The sequence below is a fragment of the Embleya hyalina genome (assembly GCF_003967355.1).
In the GTDB taxonomy this organism is placed as follows: domain Bacteria; phylum Actinomycetota; class Actinomycetes; order Streptomycetales; family Streptomycetaceae; genus Embleya; species Embleya hyalina.
On sequence record NZ_BIFH01000039.1, the window covers coordinates 70,686 to 94,958 of the forward strand.

A 24,273-nucleotide genomic window follows, 5' to 3' on the forward strand; every position below is an offset into this window, starting at 1 on the left:
CCGGGTCCGCCGGGCCTACTCGTCGACGAGTGTCGGTCGCAGGGCGTCGAGTACGGCGGGATCCTCGATCGTGGACGGCGGTTCGGGGTGTTTGCCGTCGGCGATGTCGCGCATCGTGCGGCGCAGGATCTTGCCGGACCGGGTCTTGGGCAGCGCGGGGACCACGTCCACCCGGCGCAGGGCGGCCACCGCGCCGATCGTGTCCCGGACCCGGCGGACCAACTCCGCGGCCACCTCGGCCGGTTCCCGGTCCACGCCGGCCTTGAGCACGACCAGGCCGCGCGGCACCTGGCCCTTCAGCTCGTCGGCCACCCCGATCACCGCGCACTCGGCCACGTCCGGATGGCCCGCCAGGACCTCCTCCATCGAGCCGGTGGACAGCCGGTGTCCGGCCACGTTGATCACGTCGTCGGTGCGGCCCATCACGTAGACGTAGCCGTCGGCGTCCTTGCGCCCGCCGTCGCCGGTGAGGTAGTGCCCGGGGAAGGCGGTCAGGTAGGAGGCGACATAGCGCGCGTCGTCGCCCCACAGGCCGGTCAACGTGCCCGGCGGCATGGGCAGTTTGAGCACGACGGACCCGTCCGTGCCGGGCGGGACCTCGACGCCGTCCGCGTCCAGGATCCGCACGTCGTAGCCGGGTACCGGCAGGGTCGGCGAGCCGGGCCGGGTCGGCTGCGGCTCCAGGCCGATCGGGTCGGCCACGATCGGCCATCCGGTCTCGGTCTGCCACCAGTTGTCCACCACCGGCACGCCGAGCAGGTCGCCGGCCCAGCGGTAGGTCTCCGGGTCGAGGCGTTCGCCGGCCAGGAACAGGGCGCGCAGGGCGGACAGATCGTGTCCGGCGAGCAGTTTCCCCTCCGGGTCCGCCTTGCGGATCGCGCGGAACGCGGTCGGCGCGGTGAACAACATCGTGGCCCGGTGCTCGGCGGCCACCCGCCAGAACGCGCCCGCGTCGGGGGTGCCGACCGGCTTGCCCTCGTACAGCACGGAGGTGCAGCCGGTGAGCAGCGGCGCGTAGACGATGTACGAGTGGCCGACCACCCAGCCCACGTCGGAGGCGGTCCAGCTCACCTCGCCCGGCCGCACGCCGTAGATGTTCTCCATCGACCAGCGCAGCGCCACCGCGTGCCCGCCGTTGTCCCGGACGATGCCCTTGGGCGGGCCGGTGGTGCCGGAGGTGTAGAGGATGTAGAGCGGGTCGGTGGCCGCCACCGGCACACACGCGACCGGCTCGGCGCTCGCCATCGCGGTGTCCCAGTCGACGTCGGTGTCCGTCGGTTCGGCGGTGAGTGGCGGGCGTTGCAGGATCACCACGTGGTCCGGGCGGTGTGTGGCCTCGGCCAGGGCGGCGTCCACGAGCGGTTTGTAGGCGATGGTGCGGGTCGGCTCGATGCCGCAGGACGCGGCCACCACCACGGTGGGCCGGGCGTCGTCGATCCGCACCGCCAACTCGTGGGCGGCGAATCCGCCGAACACCACGGAGTGCACCGCGCCGAGCCGGGCGCAGGCGAGCATCGCCACCACGGCCTCGGGCACCATCGGCAGGTAGAGCACGACCCGATCGCCCCGGCCGACCCCGAGTCCGCGCAACACGCCGGCGAACCGTGCGGTCAGGTCGAGGAGTTCGGCGTAGCTCAACCGGCGCCGGGTGTCGGTGACGGGCGAGTCGTACAGGATGGCCGCCTGGTCGCCGCGGCCGGCCGCCACGTGCCGGTCCAGGGCGTTGAAGCAGGTGTTCAGCTCCCCGTCGGGGAACCAGCGGTACAGCGGCGCGGCGGAGTCGTCCAGGGCCCGGGTGGGCGGGGTGATCCAGTCGATCGCCTCGGCCGCCGCCAACCAGAATCCTTCCGGGTCGTCGAGGCTTCGCCGATACGCCGACGCGTACGCCCCGCCCTGGTCGCGACTCATCCGCGGTTCCTCTCGGTGGTTGCGGCAGGGCGCGGTGTGACGATGCCGCCCCGCCGGCAGGATCCCGACGGAGCGGCACGAAGTCAAGACGCACGAACGGGCGTTCGGACGCACGTCGGCGGGTCGGGGCGGCCGGCTTGGGCGACCGGCTCGGGTCGCCCGTGCGAGCCGCCGGTTCGGGCCGCTTCGGGTCGCCGGTTCAGGCCACCGGGTTCAGCGTGGTGACGATGCTGGACGGGGTCGGCATGGCGTCCTTCCCGCTCTGCTTGCCGGCGTCGATCGCGGCGTCGAGGTCGTAGCCGTCGCGCGCGCCGAGTTCGTTCTCCACCAGTTGGGACAGCAGTTCGTTGGCGGTGCCTTCGAGGGCGGCGACGGCGGGTGCGGTGGCGATCTCGATCACCCGGGCCATCAACTCCTCCTCGAGTTCCTTGAAGATGCGTTTGACCGCGGTGCGCACGATGGCGACCTCGGCCAGGCCGGCGATCGCGGACAGGCCGAGGGTGAAGGTGGCCGCCGCCGCGGCGGCGGCGATCGCCTCGGCCAGGATGATCAGTTGGGCGATGGCTCTGCCCTTGGCCACCTCGATCACCACCGCGGCCGCGTCCAGCGCCTTGGCCAACATCCGGGCGCCCTCGGCCAGATCGTGCAGATGTTCGTTGTTCAGCTTGCCGTAGTGCGCCTCGAACGCCTCGGCGGCCATCCCGCTGGTGCCGGAGAGGATCCAGGCCGCGCCGTTCTTGCCGTCCGCCCGCGCCTCGTCGATTTCGTCGGCGAACTCGCGGTAGGCGACCGCCAGTTCCTTGAACTCGTCCTCGTCGAGGTTGGGCCAGTCGACCCCGATGACGTCCAGTGCCGTGTCCAGATAGCCCGGTACGGTGATGCCCACAGTCGACCCCCGTCGTCGTCGCCCACGCCCGAACCGGCCGGGCGCGTCCTGTCGACGCTACGCACCGATTCCGGGCTTGTACATCTTTTTCGGGCCCGATGGGCCCGTCCCGCGCCCGCGCCCGCGCCCGCGCCGAACATCCGAGCATCCGTCATCCGGCGGGTCGTTCGAGGCGGAGGCCGATCACCCCCGCGGCCGTGCCCAGCACGATGTGGCCCTCCACCGACACCGCGATCCCGGTCACCGGCAGACCCGGGTTCAGGTCCACCGTCGTGTCGTCGCCCGGTCGGCGCAGTCGGACCGGGCCGTCCGCCCAGGCCACCGCGATCAGCAGGCCCTCGGTGGTCTGTTCGCAGGCGAGCGCGGTCACCGGGGCGGCGCGCGCGTCCAGCGCGTCCGGGCCCGGCTCGGCGCCCGGGCTCCACATCCGCACCCGGCCGTCGCGCCCGCCGCTGATCACCAGCGTCGGCGCTCCGGCGGTGCCGGTGCGGACCGCGCCCAGCGCGGTGACCGGGCCGGCGTGCAGCGGCGCGGAGAACACGCCGCGCGGCGGCGGCTCGTCGCCGGCCGGGGTCGAGGTCGGGGTCGGCGCCGGGGCGTAGCACCACACGGCGCCCTCGGCGTCACCGAGCGCGGGCAGCGGGTGCGCGCAGAGCACGGTCGGTTCGGCCCCGCAGGTGTTGACCAGGCGCCGGAATCCGGCCTCCAGGGCGCCGCGCGGGCCGTGATAGGCCGCGTCCAGGACGTCCACGCCGCCCCATCGGTTCAGCGTGGCCACCCGGCCGCCGTAGGTGCTCGCGAGGGCGCGCAGCGGAATCGGCCCGAAGGAGGCGCCGACCCGGCCGACGATGCCGCCGTCGGCGCCGCGCACGGTGCGGATCGTGCCGGTGTCGTCGACCAGGAGTGCCTGTCCCGCCAGCGCGCCGCGGCCCGATGCGGCGGCGAGCACCGGTCCCGGCCAGCGGTCGGGCCGCAGCGGGTCGCCCTCGCCCCACCGGGCCCACTCGGCCCGCCAACCCGGTGCCGCGGCCCGGGCCGCGAGTCGGCGCGCGGCGTCGTCGTCGCGGCCGAGTCGGTGCATGGCGAGCAGGGCCGCCCGCGTCCCCGGCGCGGGCTCCGCGACCAGCGTGCCGTACGCGCCGCGAAACGCCGCCTGCGCCGGGTCCGCCCACTGCCCGGTGGCCACCAGCGCGCCGGCCACCACGTGCGGCCGGGCCAGCGCCTGCACGATCGGGTCGACCGCGAGCGCCGCCGCGTCCCCGATCCGCACGCTGTGCTCCAGGATCGCCGAAAGCCGCTCCTCCCCCGCGTCGTGGAGCCCGGCCAGGTCCACGATGCCCGCGTCCGCGTCCCGCCGCAGTGCCGCGTGCACCCGGGCCGCCCGGCCGGGATCGAGGCATTCCCCGCGCCGTCCCGCCACGAAGTCGGCGAGCGGCCCGGCCGGCAGCGCCCAGGTGTCGCCGCCGTCGAGCAGCGGGGGCAGCGCGCGGGTCGCCGCCGCGATCGGCGCATCCGTCGCGGCGCCGTCGGGACCGGGCGCCGGACCCGGATACAGGGTCGAACAGGCGATCGCCCACTGCCGGGCGGTCAGCGGCAGGTCGAGCCCGTACAGGGCGGCCACGGCCGAGCGCACGTCCTCGCCCAGGCCCGCCCACCACGCCCGGTGGATCCGGGCGAACCGCTCCGACGGGCCGCCCGGGTCGGCCGCCGAGACGGGCGCGGGGTCCGGGGCCGCCGACGGCGACGACGCCGAGGCCCCGTCCACCCGGGCGGCGAGCCGGGCCAGGCCGGGGTGCGGGTAGGCCGCCTCGGCGGCCGGGGGCGACGTGCCGGGCGCGGCGACGAGCAGTTCGGCGTACCAGCGGGCGAACCGGCCCGGGTGGGTCCACCTGGGTTCGTCGAGATCGAGCGCGGCCGGCCCGGCGACCCGGGTGAACGCGGCCCGGGTCGCGGCGTCCGTGCACTCCACCAGGAGTCGTACGTGCGGCAGGTCGAGCAGCGGGTCGAGCAGGTCGGTGACGATCCGGGCGCCCTCCCCGGGGCTTCCCGGCACGCCGGCGTGGTCGAGATCGGCGATCGTGATCACCGTGCGCCGGGGGTCCAGGGCCGCCCAGGCGACGAGGTGGCGGGGTGTCCGGGCCGCGACCCCCAGGTGCCGGGCCAGTTCGACGGTGACTCCGGGCAGGGTCGATCCGCCGGCCGGGACGAACGCGTGCAGTCGGCGGGCGGGCGGCGTGCCCTCCCCGGCGGTGGCCGCGTACAGCCAGGCCAGCAGGTGCGACTTGCCCGCCCCCGGCGAGCCGCCGACCAGGCACAACCGGGGCGAGCGCGGATCGTCGAGCCACCCGAGCAGCGCGCGGGCGGCGAGGTGCCGCCCACCCGTCATGTGCGGCAGCCGATGCCCGTCCTGGTCGACCACGGTCTTCCGTCCCCCGATTCCTACCGCTCGTGCCGTGCCCGGTCGATGTGGCGCTCCGTCAACGGTTTCCCGCCTGCTCGGCGATGTGCGTCATCAGCGCCCGCACGCCGTCCTCCCGGGACTGCGCGGTCGCCCCGTAGCCGAAGCCGTGGGTGAACTCGGCGTCGGGGAACAGGCGGCCCATCCAGAGCGCGCAGTAGTGTCCGGGCATCAGGCAGGGTTCGAGTTCGCAGTAGACCCGCCGGACGTCCTCGGCCTCCACTCCCCCGGCCGCCAGCCGGTACCACAGCAGTTCCTCCGGATGCGGCAGCCCCGGGCGCGACGACTCGGTCAGGATCCGCGGTTCGCCGCCGGCGTCCACGACCTCGAAGGCGGCCGAACTGCCGATGTTCAGCGGGAGTCGCACGTCGTCCAGGACCCTGGGCCACCAGGCCTCGCGCTCGACGAACGCGGCGGGATCGGCCGCCGTCAACGCCTCGCGCAATTCCCGGTACAGCGGGAACCCCTCCACCGGCTCGTCCACGGCGGCGATCCGGGGCAACATCTGATCGAGCGTCAACAACCCGTCGGCGAACGCCTCCACGCTGCTCGCCACGGCCATCGCGGGCAGGTCGACGCCGAGGAACAGGGCCCGCACCGACCCGTCGCCGGCGACGTACAGCTCCGCGCCCTGATCGGTCCCGAGCCGAACCCGGTCGCGCAGTCCGGCATCGGGCAGCGTCTCACCGACCGCGTCGGCGAACGCCCCCATCGTGAGCGGGTGTTCGTCCTCCGCGGCGATGAAGTACGCGCCGACCTGCACGGGCATCGGCAGGCCGTCCAGGTGCGGCGACGCGTACGTGCGCAGTCCGTCCCGGCCGAAGCGCTGGTGGAGGGCGGCGGAGAGGTCGACGTTCATGGTGGTGCGGGTTTCCTTCCCGATCGCTCGGCGCGGTCGCTCAGCTCAGTGGATACAGGCCGTCGACGTACGAGCCGAAGTAGAAAACCCACAGGCCGTCCCCCTGAAAGGGAAGCGGGTCGCGCGGCTCGATCCGGGCCCGGACGGAGTCGGCCACACGGGCGTATTCGTCGTTGCTCGGCCCCCGGGTGCCCGGTGCGGTGCGCGGAGTCTCCTTTTCCAGCAGGCACAACATGGTGCACAACGAGGAAAGATCCCCGTTGATCGTGCAGTATTCCGCCCCTTCCTCCGGAAACGCGTGGATCCGGCCGGTTTCCAGGTGCAGGAAGACGTACCAGTGCTGGATTCCGCCCAGGAGGAGTACCGGGCCGACGCCGTCCAGCTCGGGCAGGTCCACACCCTCGTCCGGGTCGCCGAGATCCAGCAGCCGCGACGGCTGCGCGCCCTCCTCGCCGGCCAGCGCGGGGGCGATCTGGAACAGCCCCTGCGGCAGACCCGCGTCGCACAGGAAGTCCAGATCCTCGGCCCGACCCTCCACCTCGGCGAGTGCGGCGCGCGAGGCACGCACGACCCGCCGCTCGGGAAACGCCTCCAGGAGCCGGCCCCGGTCGATGTCGAAGATCATCCATTACTCCAGCGTCGGGCTCAGGGATACCGGTACGTGTATACACCGGCGAGCGGACTCGTGTTGCCGGCCCGGTGGTGCTGCTCCAGGTCGAACATGTAGCGGTTGAACGGGCCGTTGCGGTCCGCGCCGTCGAGCCGACTCGAATCGAAGTCCGCGACGTGGCTCACCTCCAGCGGGGAGTTGCGGCCCGGGCCGTTGAGGTGCATGTCGACCCACAGGTCACAGCCCGCCCCGCCGGTCTGCGGAAAGACCTGGCAGGGCGCGCGTTCGGTATACAGCCGGGTCACGTCGTTCTGCATGCCGTTGTGCACCATCGGCAACCCGATGGCCCGTTCCGAGTGACCGCCGTTCTGGCCGCTGCTGCCCACCAGGATGAAGTCGCCGCCGGCGTGTCCGGAAGGGTCCTGATAGTACAGCGACGCGTAGTTGTTCCCGCCGTAGTCGTTCCCCGCCCGGCGCACGTCCTCCACCGCCTGGGACAGGTCCGTGGGGTGTTGCAGGGGCTGCGATTGCACGGGAGTGCGCGGACTGGCGCTGTCGTTGTCCGCCTGCTCCTTCTTCGAGAATCGGTCGTATCTCCCCTTGCCGCCCGGCACCGGGACCCGTTTCGGTTTTCCCTTGGGGGTGACCTCGGGATTGCCCTTGGCGTCGGTCTTGATGTTGACCCTGATCGTGCCGTCCGGATTGAGCACCCGGTCGATACCGCTGTTGGTGCCTCCGTGGGTGACCGGCACGAGTTGGCCGTTCACCAACTGGTGGACCCGGCCGTTCTCGTCGACGAAGTACACCGGTGTGCGGTTCGGGCCGGGCTTTTGCGCGGCGTTGCCCGATGGGCCCTTGCCGTCGCGGTCGGCGTCGCCGATCTTCTTCGGGTCGCCGTCGATCCGCTGCCCGAACTTCTTGAGGTTGGCCTCCTCGGTGGCGGCCGTCTTCTTGGCGCTGACCCGCACGTTCCCGGCGGTCTTGGCGACCGCCTGCTGGAGCGCCCCGCCGGCCCGGGTGTGGCCGGTGGACAGCGGCTCGAAGACCTTGCCGAAGGTCTGCCCCAGGCTGTCCTTGTTCCAGAACGAACCCTTGGCCTGGAGGACGCCCGACAACTTCGTGTGCGCGGCCTCGATCCGGGCGGCGGAGGCGTCGATGCCCCGGGCGCCCGACTCCACGTGTTCCGGTTTGTGGCTGAAGCCGTTGCCGCCCCTGGGCGGCGGCCCGGCGGGCCCACCGGTCTTGGAGGTGGTGGTCGCCGGCGGGCCCCCGGGTGGGCCGCCGGTGTCGCCGCCGGGACGTTTGGGCGCCTTCGGCACGGTCGCGGTCGGTGCCCCGCCGCTCGGCTTGGTCGTGTCGTGGCCGGTGCCCGAGGCGCCCGAATCGCCGCCTTTCGGGCCGGTCTTCGTCTTGCCCATCCCCGATCGCCTCCCCGTAGGACGTCGTGTGCGTACGACGTTCCGGGAGAAGGCGAACCGAGGCCGCCGGGGCCGACGCGAGGCGCGCCCGCCCGTTCGATGCGGGGCGACCCGCGTGCGGTCGCCGCGCGCCACTGCCCCCGTAGTGATCGAACGACGTCGACCAACCTACGTTCGGTGCGCGCCGGAACCAACCGGATTCGGGTCAAGTAATGGAAATCCTGGGGCAGTCGAGGGTGTTCCCGCAGGGCCGCGTCGATCGACCCGGCGGGGTTGCGACCTCAACCGCGCTCTCCCGCCGGGCGGTTCATCAGGACCAGGGCCGCCGCGACGGTGGCCGCGCCGATCAGGACGAGCGCGAACACCGTGGTTCCGGTACGCAGGCCCACGGCGTCGCCGAGATAGCCGACGGCGACCGGGAGCAGGCCGGCGGGCAGGTAACCGCCCACGCTCAGCGCCGCGTTGGCCTCGGCGGCGCGCTCGCGCGGGACGTGCGCGCCGAGGAGGGTGAGGCCGCCGAGTTGGCCGAGGCCCTGACCGGCGCCGGCGAGGATCGCGGCCGTGATCAACAGGGGCGCGGACGCGAGGTATACGGCGGCGAGCAGCACGATCATGCCGGCGGCGATCGTGGCGGCCCCGGCGAGCAGCACCGTCCGCACCGCCCATCGGCGCACCGCGAACTGCACGCCGGTCGCGGCGGCGAACATCACGAACGCCGTGGAGCCCGCGACGATCCGGCTCGACGTGTCGAGAAGGTCGGCCAGGAGGGCGGGGCCGAGCGAGAGCACGAACGAGGTGGCCGTGATACCGGGGGCGAACACCGCGATCCCCAGGAGCAGTTGACCGCGATTGGCGGCGGGCACGGAGGGCACGCGGAACCACCGGGCGGCGGTGGTGGGGGCGGCGGCCGGTCGGGCGAGCGGCAGCCGGTACACGACCACGAACGCCGTGGCGAGCAGCACCGCCTCCACCGCGAACACGGTGGTGGTCGGCCCGGGCGCGGTCTCGGACAACACGCCCGCGAGCATCGGCCCGAGTCCGGCGCCGAGCACCATCGCGGACGAGGCCGCCAACGCCCCGAGCCGCCGGTGCGCGGCCCCGGCGACGTCGGCGACCGCGGCCATCCCGGCCGACACGGTCGCGCCGACGGCGATGCCGGTGAGCAGGCGCGCGACGACGAGCGCGGGCACCGACGCGGCGGTGGCGAAGAGGAGGCAGGCGAGCGCGGCCAGACCCAGCGCGGGCAGCAGTACCGGTTTGCGGCCGATCCGGTCGGAGAGCGCGCCGGCGACGGTGAGCGCGCCGAGCAGGCCGACGATGTAGGCCGCGAAGATCACGGTCGACGTGCCGGAGGAGAAGCCGAGTTCGCGCCGCCAGACGACATAGAGCGGGGTCGCGGCGTTGGAGAGCACGAAGACGGCGGTCACCGGCCAGGCGGCGAGCCGGATCCGGGCGGGCGACCCGGACGCGGGTGACCCGGGCGCGGGCGGGCGGGAGGTGGGCGCGGCGGGCACGGGCGCGTGGCGGACGTCGGTCGGTGGCATGGAACCCCCAGGACACGGCTGTACGAATCGAGTCGTACTGACTGTACGAGTCGATTCGAACATGAAGTGCAGTACGATGCAACTCGTACAGCAGCGGCCGGCGGCGGTCGCCCACGGCGAGGAGAGATGCCCAGTGGCCCACAACGCGGTCGTCCGCCCGGTCCCCGACGACGCCCCCGAGCCGCTGCCGGAGCCCGCGATCGGGGAGTTGCGCCTCGAAACGGTCATGGGCGCGCTCGGCACCCCGCTCCGGATGGGCATCGTGCGCACGCTGCTCCTGGACTCGACCGAGTTCGACCACACGTGCGGCTGGTTCGGCCTCGGCCGACCCAAGTCCTCGCTCACCCACCACTTCCGCGCCCTGCGCGAGGCCGGCCTGATCCGGCAGCGCCAGTACGGCCTGGAACGCCGCAGCCACGTCCGCGTCGACGACCTGGACCACCGCTTCCCGGGCCTGCTGGACCTGGTCGCCGCCTGGACCCCCGCCCCCGAACCGACCGACGCCTGAACCCGGGCCGGGACCGGCTCTTCGCGGAAGGGCCTCCGGCCGGAGAATCGGGTGGGCCTCCGGCCGGAGAATCGCGGGGCGGGCGCTCGCCGCGTCGCCCCGCGCATACGCGCACGGACGAGCCGCCTCGGCCGGCCGCGACCGTACCACCACGCCCTAGAGGCGGTCGTACCAGCCCGGGTGGCTGTTGTGCAGGGCCGCGAGGGCCAGGAGTATCCGGCAGTCGGCGTGGCCCGGCGGCAACTCGTAGGAGTCCGTGGTGCCGACGCTGCCCAGGTATTCGAAGACGCGCCTGCCGTCGTGGCGCCAGATGGTGCGCAGCGGCAACCTCGGTGCCTTGCCGCCCAGTACGGCCACCGCCGTCATCAGCCCCCACAGCGGGGACAGCGCCCACCACGCGATCCACCCGAACGTGGTGCCCTTGGCCGCGTGCAGCGTCGGCCCCTCGGCCGGGCGGATCGTCCAGGACGTGCGGCGCAGTCGGCGGATGCTGCCCTGCTCGCGGTGCACCGTCGCCAGGTGTTCCCCGGCCGGTCCGGTGATGCTGTAGACCGCGTAGTCGGGTGCGGCGGAGTAGGTCCCCACCGCGGCGATCCGCTGTCGGCGGGCGCGGTCGGCCCACAGGACCAGATGCCGCGAGGGTGAGCTGCCCATGCCGTCGGTGGACGCCGCGTCGATGTACGCGATGTCCTCGTAGTGCCGTTCGCCCTGCGGGCGGACCCGGACGATCGGGCCGACCCACGTATGGGCGGGCACGTCCCTGGCTTCATCAGCCTGGAGTGCGCGGCGTACCTCGATTGCGGCACCCGCGCCGGTGTGAAGCGCGACGGTCATGTGCGTCCAGAGTTCGGTAAACGGCCGGTCTGGACAGCAGGGTAGACAGCACGGAGGCCCTGTGGGGAACGTGGGAGCGAGATCCCCACCAAAGCGTGCACCGGTCGGGCGGAATGTCCGCCCGACCGGTGGGTCTGTACCCATCTGGGCCTCTGTGCAGGGGACTTACCCGAGCGGGGCGGCGAGTCCGGCGAAGTCCTCGCGGTGGTCCAGGGCCCAGGTGCGGAAGCTGCGCCCGGGCCGGCCGGTGATCGCCTCGGTGGTGCCGGAGACGGGCTCGGGGTCGACGGCGTGCTGCCACAGGTCGAGAAGGGCGTCGGCGTAACCCTCGTTCATGTGCCGGGTCAGACCCGCCAGCGCCTCCTCGCGGCTCACCTCGGTGAACGGCAGCGCGTGGCCGAGGACATCGGACAGGATCGCGATCTGCTCGGCGAAGGACATCGACGCGGGGCCGTTGAGGTCGAGCGTCTCGCCGAGGCGGTCGCCGGACAGCAGCACGGCGGCGGCGACGTCGGCGATGTCGTCCTCGTGGATCGGGGCCAGTTGGGCGTCGGGATAAGGGAGTTGGATGCTCCCGGCGCCGAGCAGCTGGTACTTCCAGCCGATCGTGTTGCCGGCGAACGCGCCGGGGCGCAACACCGTGTACGGGATGCCGGATTCGGCGACGGCGACCTCGACCGCGTGGTGGCTCGCGGCGAGTGGGTTGGCGGTGGGGTCGGGCGCGGCGGCCGAGGCGGAGGACAGCAGCACGATGTGCCGGACCCCGGCGGTGCGCGCGGCCTCCAGGAAGTCGGCGATGCCGGCGGCCTCGGCGTAGAGGAAGACGCCGTACACGTCGCGCAGCGCGGCGGCGGCGTCGGCGACGGGCTCGCGCAGCGACAGCCGGACGGCTTCGACGCCGGGGGGCGGGTCGAGGGCGGTCGGGTCGCTGCTCGCGATCCGCACGTCGCGGCCGGCGGCGAGGAGGCGGGTGACGACGCCGCGGGCGACACTGCCGCGGGCGCCGGTGACGAGGGTGGTCATGGTGATCGATGTCCTTGCGTACGTGTGGGGCGGGCGTGGCGCGTCGGCCTGGGGCCCATGCGCTCCGAACAGTGTTCGTTACGAACAACGTACGTTCCGAACAGTGTTCCGTCAAGGCGTTATGCTCGGACCATGTCGAACCCTCCCGGCGCACCTCGACGGTCCGCCCCCGCCGCCCCGGTCAGCCGCCGTACCCGCCCGGCCAAGGCCGCGCTCAGCGCCGACGCGCTCGTGTCCGCCGCGCTCGCGATCCTGGACGCCGACGGGCTGGACGCGGTGACGATGCGGCGGGTCGCCCAGGCGCTCGACACGGGCGCGGCGTCGCTGTACGTCTATGTGGCGAACCGGGACGAACTGCTGGCGCTGGTCTACGACCGGGTGGTGGGCGAGATCCCGCTGCCCGACGTCGGCCCGGTCGGCGCGCCGGTGCCGCACTGGCGGGCGCGGCTGACCACGCTGATCGGCGACGCGGTCACCGTCCTCGGCGGCCGGCGCGGCATCGCGTCGGTGGCCCTGGGCGACGTCCCGACCGGCCCCAACGCGCTGGCCCTCGCCGAGACGATCCTGGGTCTGCTGTCCGGCGCGGGCATCGACGACCTCACCCGCTCATTCGCCCTGGACCTGATCAACCTGTACATCACCGCCGCCGCGACCGAGCAGTCCGCCTACGTCGCCAAGGGCGAACAGGGCCGAACCGAGGAGAGCGAGGTGGCCGCAATGAACGAGACCTTCGCCCGCCTGTCCGCGACCGAGTACCCCCACCTGGTCGCCATGCGCCCCACCCTCACGGAGGGCTCCGGCGACGAACGCGACGCCTGGACGATCGAAGTCCTCCTCAACGGCATCCTCACCACCCCACCCCACCCCCCACGAACCCCCTGAACCGACCCCTCGTCGCAGCCGATCGCCGGCACGGCCGCCGTCGTCGTTCAGGCCACCCGAAACGACATGTCGCCGATGTTGACGGTGACGTCGAGCCGTCCGCCCAGCGCGGCCGCGTACGAGCGCAACGTCTCCAGTTCCATGGCCTCGAGGTCACCGGTCTCGATCTGGGACACGCGCGCCTGGGAAACCCCGAGGATCGCCGCCACCTCGGCCTGCGTCCGGCCCAGGGATTTGCGGAGTTCCTTCAGGTGGAAGCCGACGACATAGGCGTCCAGTTCCGCCCGGGCCCGCGACTGCACCCCGGGGTCGGCCAGGTCCGGGTTGACGCGGTGGGCATCGGCCTTGACGTCCTGCCAGCGCCGTGCGGGACTCATGATCGCTGCTCCTTCTGCTCCTCGCGGTACTCCTGATACCGGGCCTCGGCGAGCGGAATCGCTTCCTCATACCACCGTGACCACTGACCGGCCTTGTCGCCGGCCACGAGAAAGATCGCCTGCCGATCGGGATCGAAAACAAACAGTATGCGAATCTCGGTGCGGCGCCGGGAAGCCGGGCGCAACTCCTTGAGGTTCGGCAGGCGACTGCCCTGCAGGGTGTCCACGAGCGGACGGCCCAGAGTCGGCCCCCGCTGCGCCAACAGGTCGATCGCCTCCACGATGAGGGCCGCCGAATGCGCATCGGTTTCGCACAGCTTCAGGAACCAACTCTCCACAGGTTCAAGAAGGCAGATCTCCCATGACACGCGTCGAATATAACATGAGGCTTATATTGTCGAGGTGAAGCGCATGGCTGTGGAGGTGGTGTCCTGGGGCGTGAGGAGGGCCACCCGGCCAGGTGGTGTCGTGGCGGCTTTTCCGGTGGGCAGATCATCACAATGACCCTCATGGAAGATCTGGCCGAAACCGTGGCCCCGGCCCCACGTCCTCGCTCCGGCGGCGGTGCCGGTCGCACCGCCGCCGAGGTGGAGAAGTTGCGCGGGGTGCGGCGGATGAAGGTGATCGCGACGGGGTTCCTGCTGTTCGCCGTCGTGTTGTTCGTGCTGGCGCGGTGGGCCGAGGCGCGGGGGGCCGGCGCGTGGGCCGGGTACGTACAGGCGGCGGCGGAGGCCGGGATGGTCGGCGCGATGGCCGACTGGTTCGCGGTGACCGCGCTGTTCCGGCGCCCGCTCGGGCTGCCGATCCCGCACACCGCGATCATCCCGACCCGCAAGGACGCCCTCGGGCGCAACCTCGGCGAGTTCGTCGGCGAGAACTTCCTCTCCGACGCGGTGGTGCGGCAGCGCCTGGGCCGCATGGAGGTCTCCCGGCGCGCCGGCACCTGGCTGGCCGCCCCCGGGCACGCCGAACGGGTCACCGAACAACTGGGCGCGCTCGCCCGCGCCGCGCTGACCGTGCTGCGCGACGAGGACGTGCAGAACGTGTTCGGCCAGGCGATCACCCGTCGGGTCTCCGCCCAGGCCGTCGCCCAGCCGATCGGCGAACTGCTCGACCGGCTCGTGCGCGACGGCGCCCACCACGGCCTGGTCGACCTGGTGGCCGGCAAGGCGCACGACTGGCTGGAGACGCATCGCGAGGCCGTGTTGCGCGTGGTCAGCGAGGAGTCCCCCGACTGGTCCCCGCGCTTCCTGGACCGCCGGATCGCCGACAAGGTGCACCGCGAACTCGTGCGCTTCGCGGGCGCGGTGCGCGACGACCCGGAGCACACGGCCCGACTCGCCGTGGACACCTTCCTCGCCGACGTGGCCCGCGACCTCCAGCACGACCCGGCGATGATCGCCCAGATAGAGCGCCTGCGCGACCGCACCATCGCGCACCCGGCCGTGCAGGACCTGATCGCGTCGGTGTGGAGCGCCGCCCGCGCGATGCTGGTCGAGGCCACCGAGGACCCCGACAGCGCACTGCGCAACCGGGCCACCGACGCGATCCGCTCACTGGCGACCCGGCTCGCCGAGGACCCGCGCGTGCGCGGCAAGGCCGACCGCTGGATCGAGCAGGCCGCCGCCTACGTGGTGACCACCTACCGCGACGAGATCACCGCGCTGATCACCGACACCGTCGGTGCCTGGGATCCCAAGGAGACCAGCCGCAAGATCGAGATCAACGTCGGCCGCGACCTCCAGTTCATCCGGATCAACGGCACCGTCGTCGGCGCGCTGGTCGGCCTGCTGATCCACACCCTCACGCAGGTGCTCGGCTGAGCCGACCCCGACGACCCCGACGCCGCCGCGCTCAGCTGCTCGGCCGCGCCGACTCCGACAACTCCTCCGCCCGCGCCTTGGCCGCCCGCAGGTCCACCTTGCCCGCCGCCGTGCGCGGGATCGACTCGACGAAGTGGATGCGCTTGGGCGTCTTGTAGCCGGCGATCCGGGTCCGGGCGTGCGCGGTGATCGCGTCCGCCTCCGGGGCAGCGCCCTCGCGCAGCACCACGAGCGCGGTGACCGCCTGGCCGAAACGCGGGTCGGGGACACCGACCACGACCGCGTCGAACACGTCCGCGTGCGACTTCAGCGCGTCCTCCACCTCGTCCGGGTACACCTTCTCGCCACCGGTGTTGATGGTCGCGCTGCCCCGCCCGAGCAGCAGGATGCCGCCGTCCTTGTCCAGCTGCGCGTAGTCGCCCGGCAACACCCAGCGCCGCCCGTTCGCGTCCCGCACGAACGTGGCGCGCGTCTTCTCGTCGTCGCCGTGATACCCGAGCGGGATGTGCCCGCCGACGGCGAGTCGGCCCACGTCGCCCGAGCCCGGCTCGACCGGCACCAGGCGATCGTCCAGGACCGTCGTGGTCTCCGAGGAGGCGAACCGGGTGGCCGTGCCCGGCGCGCCGGTCTGGCGCATCGCGGCGCCGGTCTCCGACGCGCCGAAGCTGTCGATCACGAACATCCCGGCCTGTTCGAGCGCGGTACGCACCGCCGCGCTCATCGGCGCCCCGCCGTTGCTGATCGCCTTGAGCGCGGACAGGTCGTAGGTGTCGGGGTTGGCCGCCAGCCAGTCCGCGAGGGGCCGGCCCATGCCGTCGCCGACCACGGCCATCGACAGCGCCTTCTCCCGGGCCGCCAGCGCCATCACCGCGTCCGCCTCGAAGGCGCGCCCGGTCCACATCAGGAACGTGTTGCCCATGTAGAAGGTGTTCCACATCGACCACTGCCCGCCGCCGTGCATCATCGGCGCCAGGCCGAGCGTGGTCATTCCGGCCGACTCGCGCACCGTCTCCGCGAGTTCGCCCGGCGTACGCAGCTTGGGCCGGGCGCCGCGCCCGGCCTGGAGGGCGGCGAAGAAGATGTCCTCCCCGCGCCACAGCACACACTTGGGCATCCCGGTGGTGCCGCCGGTGTACAGGCCGTACAGATCGTCGTCGCTGCGCGCGCCGAAGCCGCGGGCGGGCGAGGCCGCGGCGAGCGCGTCCTCGTAACCCACGGTGTCCTCGGCCGGCTCGGTGGAGCCGTCCTCCAGGATCACCACGTGCCGCAGCGCCGGGAAGTCGGCCCGGATCGCCGCGGTCGCGCCGGCGAACGAGCGCTCGGCGATCACCGCGACCATGCCCGAGTTCTCGTACAGGTAGCGCAGTTCGGCCTCGACGTAGCGGTAGTTGATGTTGATCGGCACCGCCCGTGCCTTGTGGCAGCCGATCATCGCCTCGACCCACTCCGCGCGGTTCCACGCGTGGATCCCGACGAAGTCCCCGGGCCCGATCCCGGCCCCGAGCAGATGATGCGCGACCCGGTTGGCCCGCTCGTCCAGTTGACGGTAGGTCAGGCGTACCTCGCCCGCGATCATCGCGGTGCGGTCGGGGATCGCGTCCACCACGATCTCGAACAGGTCGGCGAGGTTGAACGACGGGCTGACGGGCGTCATGGTCGGCTCCCACGGCGGATGTACGGATGCTCCCGGTACCGGGGATCCGGGGCCGAGGCGGGGATCCCATCCGGTCGGAAGCAGGGTCGGGCCAACTTACCCTTGACTCGATCAAAAGAATAGCCGCGCCATGATCCGGCAAAGCACTGTCGGAACCCGCCCGCACGGCGGTACTTTCTCGCCACGAAAGCCCGGCAAATATCCCCGAACATACGAATTGCCGGAGTCGGTCGGGCACTGCGGGATGGGCGTGGTCCGGCGCGACGTGGACCGCGAACCGGGCCGCACCGTCGCCGGGTTGTCCCACCCGGGCGTCGCGACGCTGTACGACGTCGGCGAGGACAACACCGGCGCCGAGCCGATCCCCTTCCCGGTGATGGAGTTCGTCGACGGCCGCACGCCGGCCGAGGCGCTGCGCGAGGGCCCGCTGCCGATCGGCCGCAGCATCTCGATCGCGCACGACGCGTCCGACGCGCTCGTGCACGGCCACGGCCACGGCCACGGCGTGCCGACCTCGACGGGCGGGGTGAAGGTGCTCGACTTCGGCATCGCCAAGGTGCTCGCCGAGACCACCACCCGGCTGACCGCGACCGGGATGACGGTGGGTACGCCCGCACCGACCTGTACTCGCTCGGCGCGCTGATCCACGAACTGCTCACCGGCCGACCGCCGACCCCGCCGTCGGCGATGCGCCGGCAGGTGCCCGAGGAACCGGACGCGGTGGTGTTGCGGCTGCCGGCCAAGCACCCCGACGAGAGGTTTCCGACCGCGAGTCGGCTGCGCACGGCACTGGAGGACGTCCGGATCCGGGCCCACCGCCCCCGTACGACTTCGGCCCGCCGCCGGCATGGCGGCCCGATCCCCCGCCGTCCGTCGGCGCGACTGGCGGTGCTGCCGGTGTGGGGGCCGCTCGCGGTGTCGGCCGCCGCCCTGTTCGCACCGGCCTACCGCCGAAGCTACGGCGCGTCGGTCGTCACGCTCCGGGTCGCGCTCGCCGTGACGGCCTCGATCGAAGTGGCCCGCGAGGTGCGCTGCCGGCGCCCGCCCGCGATATCGCCGAAATTTTCCGGCCGACCGACGCAACCCGCGTGAGCGCACACGCGTCGAGATGATGAGGACCCGCCGGGGGATTGCCGTCCCTGACCCGGCGGGCCCGTTTCATGCCGAAGTTTTCCGATGGCACATCACGTGCCCTTGAACTCCGGGGTCTTCTTCTCCGCGAAGGCTCGCGGACCGATCTTGGCGTCGTCGCTCATGAATACCCGCATTCCGATCCGCGACTCCAGCTGGAACGCATCTTCCTCGGTCAACTGGTCGGTTTCACGCAGAACGCGCAGGACCGCCTGAACGGCCAGTGGACCGTTGGCCGCGATCTGGTGGGCGATCTCCTTCGCCTTCTCCAACGCGCCGCCGTCGGGTACGACATGCCCGATCAGGCCGAGCTCCTTGGCTTCGGGCGCCTTGATGTGGCGGCCCGTCAACAGCAGGTCGGCGGCGACAGTGTACGGAATCTGCCGGCGCAGGCGCACCGCGGACCCGCCGAGCGGGAACAGACCCCAGCGCACCTCGGAAACCCCGAAGCGGGCCGACTCGCCGGCCACCCGGATGTCGGTGGCCTGGAGGATCTCGGTGCCGCCCGCGATGGCCGGGCCCTCGATGGCGGCGATCAACGGCTTGGTGAGGGTGAAGCCCTTGAGACACCACTTCATCACGGACATGTCCATGGCCGGCCTGCCCTCGCCGCCCTTGAACGCGTCGCCGGGCGCGCGCCGGCTCATCGCCTTCAGGTCGGCGCCCGCGCAGAACGCGCCGCCGGCGCCGGTGAGGATGGCCACCCGGATCTCGGGGTTGTCGTTCACCTCGTCCCAGGCGGCCTCCAGGATCTCGACCATCTCGCCGGTGACCGCGTTGCGGGCCTCGGGGCGGTTCATCGTGATGACCAGGACGGGGCCGTCCCGCTCGACCAGGGCGTGCGGTTCGCTCATGTCTGTTCGTCTCCAGGAATCCGGGGAACACGGGATGCGGCGCCGGCGCGACCGCACCTGGGATGGGCTCGAACGAGCCGGCTCAGGCGAACTCCCCCGCCGGTGTGGCCGCGAAGCCGGCGCCGATCCGCAACGCCTGCTCGGTGGCGCCGCCGAGGGAGAGTTCGAGCTGCTTGGCGTGGTTGAAGTAGCGGTGCACGAAGTGCTCCTCGGCCACACCCATCCCGCCGTGCACGTGCACGGCGGCGTGCGCGACGCGGTGGCCGCCGTCGGCCGCCCAGAACTTCGCGGTCGCGATCGCCTCGGCGGGATCCAGGCTCTCGGCCACCCGCCAGGCCGCCTGCCACGTGGTCAACCGGATCGCCTCGACGTCGATGTACGCGTCGGCGAGCCGGTGCCCCACCGCCTGGAAGGAACCGATCGGCCGCTTGAACTGGACCCGCTCGCTCGCGTACTTCGCGGTCTCGCGCATCGCCTTCTCGGTCACCCCGAGCTGGGTCGCGCACAGCGCCAGCGTGGCCAGCTCGCGCAGATTCACCGCCGCGTCGGGGCCGCCGAGGGCGGTGCCGACGGCCCGCTCCAGGGTGACCAGGCCCGCGATCTCCTTGGCCGTGGTCAGCTGGGCCTCGATCCGCACGCCGGGCGCCTTCGGGTCGACCAGGAACACACCCGCGTGCCCCTCGCCGAGGTCCGCGGACACCAGGATCAGGTCGGCGACGGTCGCGGCCGGCACCGCGGTCTTGACCCCGTCGAGGTGCCAGACCCCGTCCGTGCGCACCGCCTTCGTCGCGGGCGCGGCGCCGTCCCGGCCGTACGGCTCGGCGAGCGCGTAGGTCAGGATCCGCGAACCGTCCACCGCGCCCGGCAGCCAGGTCGCCTTCTGCTCGTCGGTGCCCATCCGGCTCAGCAGCGACGCGGCGACCGCGATCGAGGGCCCGAACGGCACCGGTGCGAGCGTGCGGCCGATCTGCTCCAGGATCAGACACTGCTCGAACACGCCGTAGCCGGAGCCGCCGAACTCCTCCGGCAGGCCGATCCCGAGCAGGTTGGCCTTGGCCAGCTCCGCCCACAACTCGCGGTCGAGGCGCGGCGCGCCGTCCTGCTCGACCCGCCGGTCCAGCGCGGTCAGCGCCTCGTGGGTGACCCGCTCGCCGAGGATCCGCCCCGCCAGGCCCACCAGGTCCTGCTGTTCTTCCGTGTAACCGAAGTCCATTTCACCTGTCCTTGTCAGCGTGGTGACGGCGGGTCAGCGCGGCGGCCGGGGCAGCCCGAGGCCGAGCATCGCGATCATGTCGCGCTGTACCTCGTTGGTGCCGCCACCGAAGGTGAGGATGAGCGCCGTGCGGTGCATCTTCTCCAGCCGGCCGCGCAACACCGCGCCCGGCGAGTCCTGCTGGAGGTAGGCGTCCTCGCCCAGGCACTCCATCAGCAGCCGGTAGGCCTCGGTGGCGAATTCGGTGCCGAAGATCTTGGTCGCCGAGGCGTCCGACGGGCCGACCTTGGCGCCGTGGTCGACCGCCCAGGCGATCTTCCAGTTGACCAGTTTGAGGAACTCCACCTTGGCGTGCACCCGGCCGAGGTTGGCCTGGACGTGCTCGCGGTCGATCACGCGCGAGCCGTCCGGCAACACCGCCCGCTCGGCCCAGCGCCGGGTCTCGTGCAGCGCGAGTTGGATGCCCGCGGCCGAACACAGCGCCACCCGCTCGCGGTTGAGCTGCCCGGTGATCAGCTTCCAGCCGCCGTTGAGCTCGCCGACCATGGCCGACGCGGGCACCCGGACGTTCTCGTAGAAGGTCTGCGAGGTGGTCTGGCCGCCCATGGTCTTGATCGGGGTCCAGGAGAAACCCTCGGCGTCGGTGGGCACCAGGAACATGGTCAGCCCCTTGTGCCGGGGCGCGTCCGGATCGGTACGCGCGGCCAGCCACACGTAGTCGGCGACGTGGATCAGCGAGGTCCACATCTTCTGCCCGTTGATGATCCAGTCGTCGCCGTCGCGGACCGCCTTGGTGGTCAGCGCGGCGAGGTCGGTGCCCGCGCCCGGCTCGGAGTAGCCGATCGAGAAGTGCATGTCGCCGGCGAGGATCTTCGGCAGGAAGAAGTCGCGCTGCTCCCGCGTGCCGTACTCCATCAGGGTCGGGCCGACCGTGTTGATGGTCAGGAACGGCACCGCGGCGCCGGCCAGGGTGGCCTCGTCGGTGAAGATCAGCTGTTCCAGCATGGTGCGGTCCTGGCCGCCGTACTCCTTGGGCCAGCCGATGCCCAGCCAGCCGTCCTCGCCCATGCGCTTGACGACGCGGCAGTACGCGCCGTCCTTGCCCATCAGGCTGGTCTCGCCCGCGGCCTGCTCGGCCCGGATCTCGGGCGTCATGATCCGCGCGAAGTATTCGCGCAGTTCCCGTCGCAGGTCCTCCTGCTCGGGTGTGTAGGCGATGTGCACGTGGTCTCCCTGATAGCCGTGGACCTGGTTGGCCGTGGACCTTGCCGGCCGTGGACGCTGTCTGTCGGTCGCGGGACGCGGGGTCGCGGACCCCGGGCGGTCGCCGGGTTCACCCCCGGGGCAGGCCCAGGATGCGTTCGGCGACGACGTTGAGCTGGATCTCCCGGGTGCCGCCGCCGAGCAGGACCGAGGGCAGCGAGAGGTAGTCGGTGAGCGGTTCGCCGGCGGAACCGTCGAGGTGTGCGCCGGCGGGGCCGAACCGCTCCAGGCGGGCGGTGACCACGGCCCGCTGGTGCTCGGTGACCGCGAGCTTGAGCACGCTGGAGGCGGCGCCCGGGTTGAGCCCGGACAGGCGCTGCAGGGTCGAGCGCAGGGTGAGGGCGCGCAGCGCGAAGTTCTCCGCGGCGAAGGCGCCGAGCCGGGCGAGCGGCGCCGGGTCGGCGGCGGCGGGGTCTGCCGTGAGATCGGCGACCAGCTTGCCGAACGCCTGCATGCCCGGACCGCCGGCGATCATCACCCGTTCGTTGGCCAGCGTGGTGCGGGCGATCCGCCAGCCCCCGTTCACCTCGCCGACCACCCCGTCGTCGGGCACGAACACGTCGTCCAGGTAGACCTCGTTGAACTCGGACCGGCCGTTGGCCTGCTTGAGCGGACGCACGTCGATGCCGGGCGTGGCCATGTCCACCACGAAGTACGTGATGCCCTTGTGCTTGGCCGCGTCCGGGTCGGTCCGGGCCAGGCAGATGCCGAAGTGCGCCTCGTGCGCCTTGGAGTTCCACACCTTCTGGCCGTTCAGCCGCCAACCGCCCTCGACCCGGGTGGCCCGGGTGGCCAGCGCCGCGAGGTCGGAGCCGGCGCCCGGCTCGCTGAACAGCTGGCACCAGACGATGTCGCCGCGCAGGGTGGCCGGCACGTACGCGTCGCGCTGCGCCTCGGTGCCGTGCGCCATGATCGTGGGCAGCGCGAACTCGCCGATGACGGTGCTCGGCGGGGTCAGCCCGATCCGGGCGAACTCCTGCTGGATGACCACCTGTTGGGCCGGGTCGGCGCCGATCCCGTACGGCCTGGGGTAGTGCGGCGAGACATAGCCGAGTTCGGCGAGGCGCTGCCGGCGGGCGGGCTCGGCCAGTATGTTCGCCGCCGCCAGGTTCGCCGCCACCTCGGCCCGGAAGGCACCCGTGTCGCCTTCGTCGAGTTCGAGGTCGAAGCGCCGGGTGGGGCCGCCCGCGAGCGCGGCGCGGCCGAGCCGTGCGGCCCACTCCGGCGCCGCGCCGAGCCACTGGCCGAGGAAGATCGCCCGGCGCCAGTACAGGTGGATGTCGTGTTCCCAGGTGAAGCCGATGCCGCCGAGCATGGTGATGCAGTCGAGCGCCACCTCGCGGGCCAGGGGCAGGCAGACCACGGCGGCCTCGGCGGCGGCCAGGGCCAGCTGTTCCTCGGCGTCGGGGGCGGTGTCGTCGGCGGCCCGGGCCGCGTCCCAGGCGGCGGCGCCCGCGAGTTCGAGCCGGGTGAACAGGGTGGCGGCCTTGTGCTTGATCGCCTGGAACGAGCCGACCGCGACGCCGAACTGCTCGCGGACCTTGACGTAGGCCAGCGCGGTCTCGAAGCACCAGCGGGCCACCCCGACGGCCTCGGCGGCGGCCAGCACGGCGGCGAGTTCGCGCACCCGGGTGGTGGTGACGCCGGGGAGGACCTGGGACGCGGTGATCTCCAGGCCGTTCGTCCGCACCCGGGCCACGCCGCGGGACAGGTCGACCGGGTCGAGCGCGGTGACCTCGACGGCCGCGCCGGGTTCGACCACGAACCAGATCTCCTCGGCCCGGGCCGGGTCGGCGTCGGTCCGGGCGCCGAGCAGCAGATAGGTCGCGCCCGTCGCGCCCGGGACCGGCTCGACGACGCCGTGGATCTCCCAGCCGACCTGGGTGGCGCGGGCGGTCAGGCCCGGTACGACGGCGACCGCGCCGGTGGCGCCCTCGGCGAACGCCGGGAGCAGCGCCTTGGCCGGTTCGGGGCCGGCGTGGCGGGCCAGCACGGCGCTGGTCAGCACGCTGGGCAGGTACGGGCCGGGCAGCAGGCCGCGGCCGGTCTCCTCGACGGCGACGGCCAGTTCCAGCAGCCCGGCGCCCGCGCCGCCGTACTCCTCGGGCAGGTGCACGGCGGTCAGGCCCTGGCCGACCAGCGCGGCCCAGCAGTCCGGCGGGCCGCCGGCGGACAGCTGCCCGGCGGCGCGGCGGGTGCTCTCGATCGAGGCGTGGCGAGCGACGAAACCGGCTACCGATTCCGCGAACGCCCGATGCTCGGTGGCGAATCCGATCGGCACTGTAGTACTCCCTCACCAATACTTGTCTCGATCAAGTAAGCAGACAGGCTACCTGACTGGATCCTGGGTCGCCAGATCCGCGAGGCCGGGTGGCCGGCGGCGCGTGGCGGGCGGGCGCGGGCGCGCCGGGGTTCAGTTCGGGCGGGTGGACGGCAGGCCCAGCTTGCGGTGGTCCCAGGAGACGATCCGGTCCGGGACGACCTTGATCACCACGCGCTTGTTCAGCATCATCTCCACGGCCGGGCGCATCTCCTCGGTGTACGGCGCCGCGTAGCGGCCGAACACGCTCACCCCCAGCTCCCAGATCCGCTCCGGCTCCTCGACCACCTCGGCCTTGCCGACGATGGACACCCCGCGCAGTTCCTCGTAGTACTCGCCGGCCTCGACCAGGCAGGTGATGGTCGGGTTGCGCCGCACGTTCAGCACCTTCTGCGCGCGGGCCTTGCTCTCCAGGGCGACCTCGCCCTCCAGGAAGCCGTACCACATGCCGATCGAGTGGATGCTGCCGTCGGCGTTGAGCGTGGACATCGTCATCGAGTGCCGCCCGGCCAGGAACGCGGCGACCTCGTCGTCCGACATCCGGACCCGATCCCGCTGCTTGACGCCGTGGCCCATGTGCTCGCCCATCCCGCACTCCCCTTTTGATTGCCTGGGTCAACCATTTGTACACTGCCACGCCCGGGGCTCGATTGACAGACCGTCAGTTTCGGCACCACGCAGGCCCGGAACGACGATTGACACTGCGTC

The 24,273-nt window shown here is 72.6% G+C and carries 22 protein-coding genes; 5 read left to right on the forward strand and 17 right to left on the reverse strand.

Annotated features, from left to right (window positions below):
- Positions 1-15: 15 nt before the first annotated feature.
- The 7 genes from EMA17_RS39900 to EMA17_RS39930 form a co-directional block, all read right to left on the reverse strand.
- Positions 16-1,908, reverse strand: coding sequence for a propionyl-CoA synthetase (locus EMA17_RS39900; RefSeq protein ID WP_126642126.1), 1,893 nt, complete (start codon positions 1,906-1,908; stop codon positions 16-18).
- Positions 1,909-2,107: 199 nt separating this feature from the next.
- A complete protein-coding gene (locus tag EMA17_RS39905; RefSeq protein ID WP_126642127.1) occupies positions 2,108-2,794 on the reverse strand; it encodes a WXG100-like domain-containing protein in 687 nt (228 codons plus the stop codon).
- A 151-nt stretch (positions 2,795-2,945) separates the two neighbouring features.
- A complete protein-coding gene (locus EMA17_RS39910) occupies positions 2,946-5,213 on the reverse strand; it encodes a hypothetical protein (protein ID WP_126642128.1) in 2,268 nt (755 codons plus the stop codon).
- 58 nt (positions 5,214-5,271) lie between these two features.
- Positions 5,272-6,111, reverse strand: coding sequence for a nucleic acid/nucleotide deaminase domain-containing protein (locus tag EMA17_RS39915; RefSeq protein WP_126642129.1), 840 nt, complete (start codon positions 6,109-6,111; stop codon positions 5,272-5,274).
- A 40-nt stretch (positions 6,112-6,151) separates the two neighbouring features.
- Entirely contained in the window at positions 6,152-6,736 is a 585-nt protein-coding gene (locus EMA17_RS39920) for an SUKH-4 family immunity protein (protein ID WP_126642130.1), read from the reverse strand.
- Positions 6,737-6,756: 20 nt separating this feature from the next.
- On the reverse strand, positions 6,757-8,139 hold the full coding sequence (locus EMA17_RS39925; protein WP_126642131.1) for a hypothetical protein: 1,383 nt from the start codon (positions 8,137-8,139) through the stop codon (positions 6,757-6,759).
- A gap of 281 nt (positions 8,140-8,420) precedes the next feature.
- Positions 8,421-9,683, reverse strand: coding sequence for an MFS transporter (locus tag EMA17_RS39930; protein WP_126642132.1), 1,263 nt, complete (start codon positions 9,681-9,683; stop codon positions 8,421-8,423).
- A 61-nt stretch (positions 9,684-9,744) separates the two neighbouring features.
- Here EMA17_RS39930 and EMA17_RS39935 point away from each other — a divergent pair, with 61 nt between their 5' ends.
- A complete protein-coding gene (locus EMA17_RS39935) occupies positions 9,745-10,191 on the forward strand; it encodes a helix-turn-helix domain-containing protein (RefSeq protein WP_246127204.1) in 447 nt (148 codons plus the stop codon).
- Between the two features lie 156 nt (positions 10,192-10,347).
- On the opposite strand, the gene EMA17_RS39940 is transcribed toward EMA17_RS39935, so the two are convergent.
- Together EMA17_RS39940 and EMA17_RS39945 are read right to left on the reverse strand one after the other, a co-directional pair.
- Positions 10,348-11,025 carry a hypothetical protein gene (locus tag EMA17_RS39940; protein ID WP_126642133.1) on the reverse strand — a complete coding sequence of 226 codons (678 nt, stop codon included), beginning with the start codon at positions 11,023-11,025 and terminating at the stop codon, positions 10,348-10,350.
- Between the two features lie 165 nt (positions 11,026-11,190).
- Positions 11,191-12,048 carry an SDR family oxidoreductase gene (locus EMA17_RS39945; protein WP_126642134.1) on the reverse strand — a complete coding sequence of 286 codons (858 nt, stop codon included), beginning with the start codon at positions 12,046-12,048 and terminating at the stop codon, positions 11,191-11,193.
- A 132-nt stretch (positions 12,049-12,180) separates the two neighbouring features.
- On the opposite strand from EMA17_RS39945, the gene EMA17_RS39950 reads away from it, so the two are divergent.
- Positions 12,181-12,930, forward strand: a complete 750-nt coding sequence (locus EMA17_RS39950; RefSeq protein ID WP_126642135.1) for a TetR/AcrR family transcriptional regulator — start codon at positions 12,181-12,183, stop codon at positions 12,928-12,930.
- Positions 12,931-12,977: 47 nt separating this feature from the next.
- Here the strand turns inward: EMA17_RS39950 and EMA17_RS39955 are convergent, their stop codons facing one another.
- Together EMA17_RS39955 and EMA17_RS39960 are read right to left on the reverse strand one after the other, a co-directional pair.
- Positions 12,978-13,307: a helix-turn-helix domain-containing protein gene (locus EMA17_RS39955; RefSeq protein WP_126642136.1), complete on the reverse strand. Its 330-nt coding sequence runs from the start codon at positions 13,305-13,307 to the stop codon at positions 12,978-12,980.
- On the reverse strand, positions 13,304-13,675 hold the full coding sequence (locus tag EMA17_RS39960; protein ID WP_126642137.1) for a type II toxin-antitoxin system RelE/ParE family toxin: 372 nt from the start codon (positions 13,673-13,675) through the stop codon (positions 13,304-13,306). Before EMA17_RS39960 ends, EMA17_RS39955 begins: the two co-directional genes overlap by 4 nt.
- 132 nt (positions 13,676-13,807) lie before the next feature.
- On the opposite strand from EMA17_RS39960, the gene EMA17_RS39965 reads away from it, so the two are divergent.
- The gene (locus EMA17_RS39965; RefSeq protein ID WP_371863115.1) at positions 13,808-15,130 is read left to right on the forward strand and encodes a DUF445 domain-containing protein; all 1,323 of its coding nucleotides are present in this window, start codon (positions 13,808-13,810) and stop codon (positions 15,128-15,130) included.
- A 31-nt stretch (positions 15,131-15,161) separates the two neighbouring features.
- Here the strand turns inward: EMA17_RS39965 and EMA17_RS39970 are convergent, their stop codons facing one another.
- The gene (locus EMA17_RS39970; RefSeq protein ID WP_126642138.1) at positions 15,162-16,784 is read right to left on the reverse strand and encodes an acyl-CoA synthetase; all 1,623 of its coding nucleotides are present in this window, start codon (positions 16,782-16,784) and stop codon (positions 15,162-15,164) included.
- 217 nt (positions 16,785-17,001) lie between these two features.
- Here EMA17_RS39970 and EMA17_RS39975 point away from each other — a divergent pair, with 217 nt between their 5' ends.
- The gene (locus EMA17_RS39975; protein WP_126642139.1) at positions 17,002-17,427 is read left to right on the forward strand and encodes a protein kinase family protein; all 426 of its coding nucleotides are present in this window, start codon (positions 17,002-17,004) and stop codon (positions 17,425-17,427) included.
- A 56-nt stretch (positions 17,428-17,483) separates the two neighbouring features.
- Positions 17,484-17,876, forward strand: a complete 393-nt coding sequence (locus EMA17_RS39980; protein ID WP_126642140.1) for a serine/threonine-protein kinase — start codon at positions 17,484-17,486, stop codon at positions 17,874-17,876.
- 92 nt (positions 17,877-17,968) lie between these two features.
- Here EMA17_RS39980 and EMA17_RS39985 read toward each other — a convergent pair whose 3' ends face one another.
- From EMA17_RS39985 to EMA17_RS40005, 5 genes are all read right to left on the reverse strand, one after another.
- Positions 17,969-18,769 carry a crotonase/enoyl-CoA hydratase family protein gene (locus tag EMA17_RS39985; RefSeq protein WP_126642141.1) on the reverse strand — a complete coding sequence of 267 codons (801 nt, stop codon included), beginning with the start codon at positions 18,767-18,769 and terminating at the stop codon, positions 17,969-17,971.
- An 82-nt stretch (positions 18,770-18,851) separates the two neighbouring features.
- Positions 18,852-19,982 carry an acyl-CoA dehydrogenase family protein gene (locus EMA17_RS39990; protein ID WP_126642142.1) on the reverse strand — a complete coding sequence of 377 codons (1,131 nt, stop codon included), beginning with the start codon at positions 19,980-19,982 and terminating at the stop codon, positions 18,852-18,854.
- A 33-nt stretch (positions 19,983-20,015) separates the two neighbouring features.
- Positions 20,016-21,206, reverse strand: coding sequence for an acyl-CoA dehydrogenase family protein (locus EMA17_RS39995; RefSeq protein ID WP_126642143.1), 1,191 nt, complete (start codon positions 21,204-21,206; stop codon positions 20,016-20,018).
- Between the two features lie 109 nt (positions 21,207-21,315).
- A complete protein-coding gene (locus EMA17_RS40000; RefSeq protein WP_126642144.1) occupies positions 21,316-23,526 on the reverse strand; it encodes an acyl-CoA dehydrogenase family protein in 2,211 nt (736 codons plus the stop codon).
- 132 nt (positions 23,527-23,658) lie between these two features.
- Positions 23,659-24,153 carry a pyridoxamine 5'-phosphate oxidase family protein gene (locus tag EMA17_RS40005; protein ID WP_126642145.1) on the reverse strand — a complete coding sequence of 165 codons (495 nt, stop codon included), beginning with the start codon at positions 24,151-24,153 and terminating at the stop codon, positions 23,659-23,661.
- Positions 24,154-24,273 lie beyond the last annotated feature (120 nt).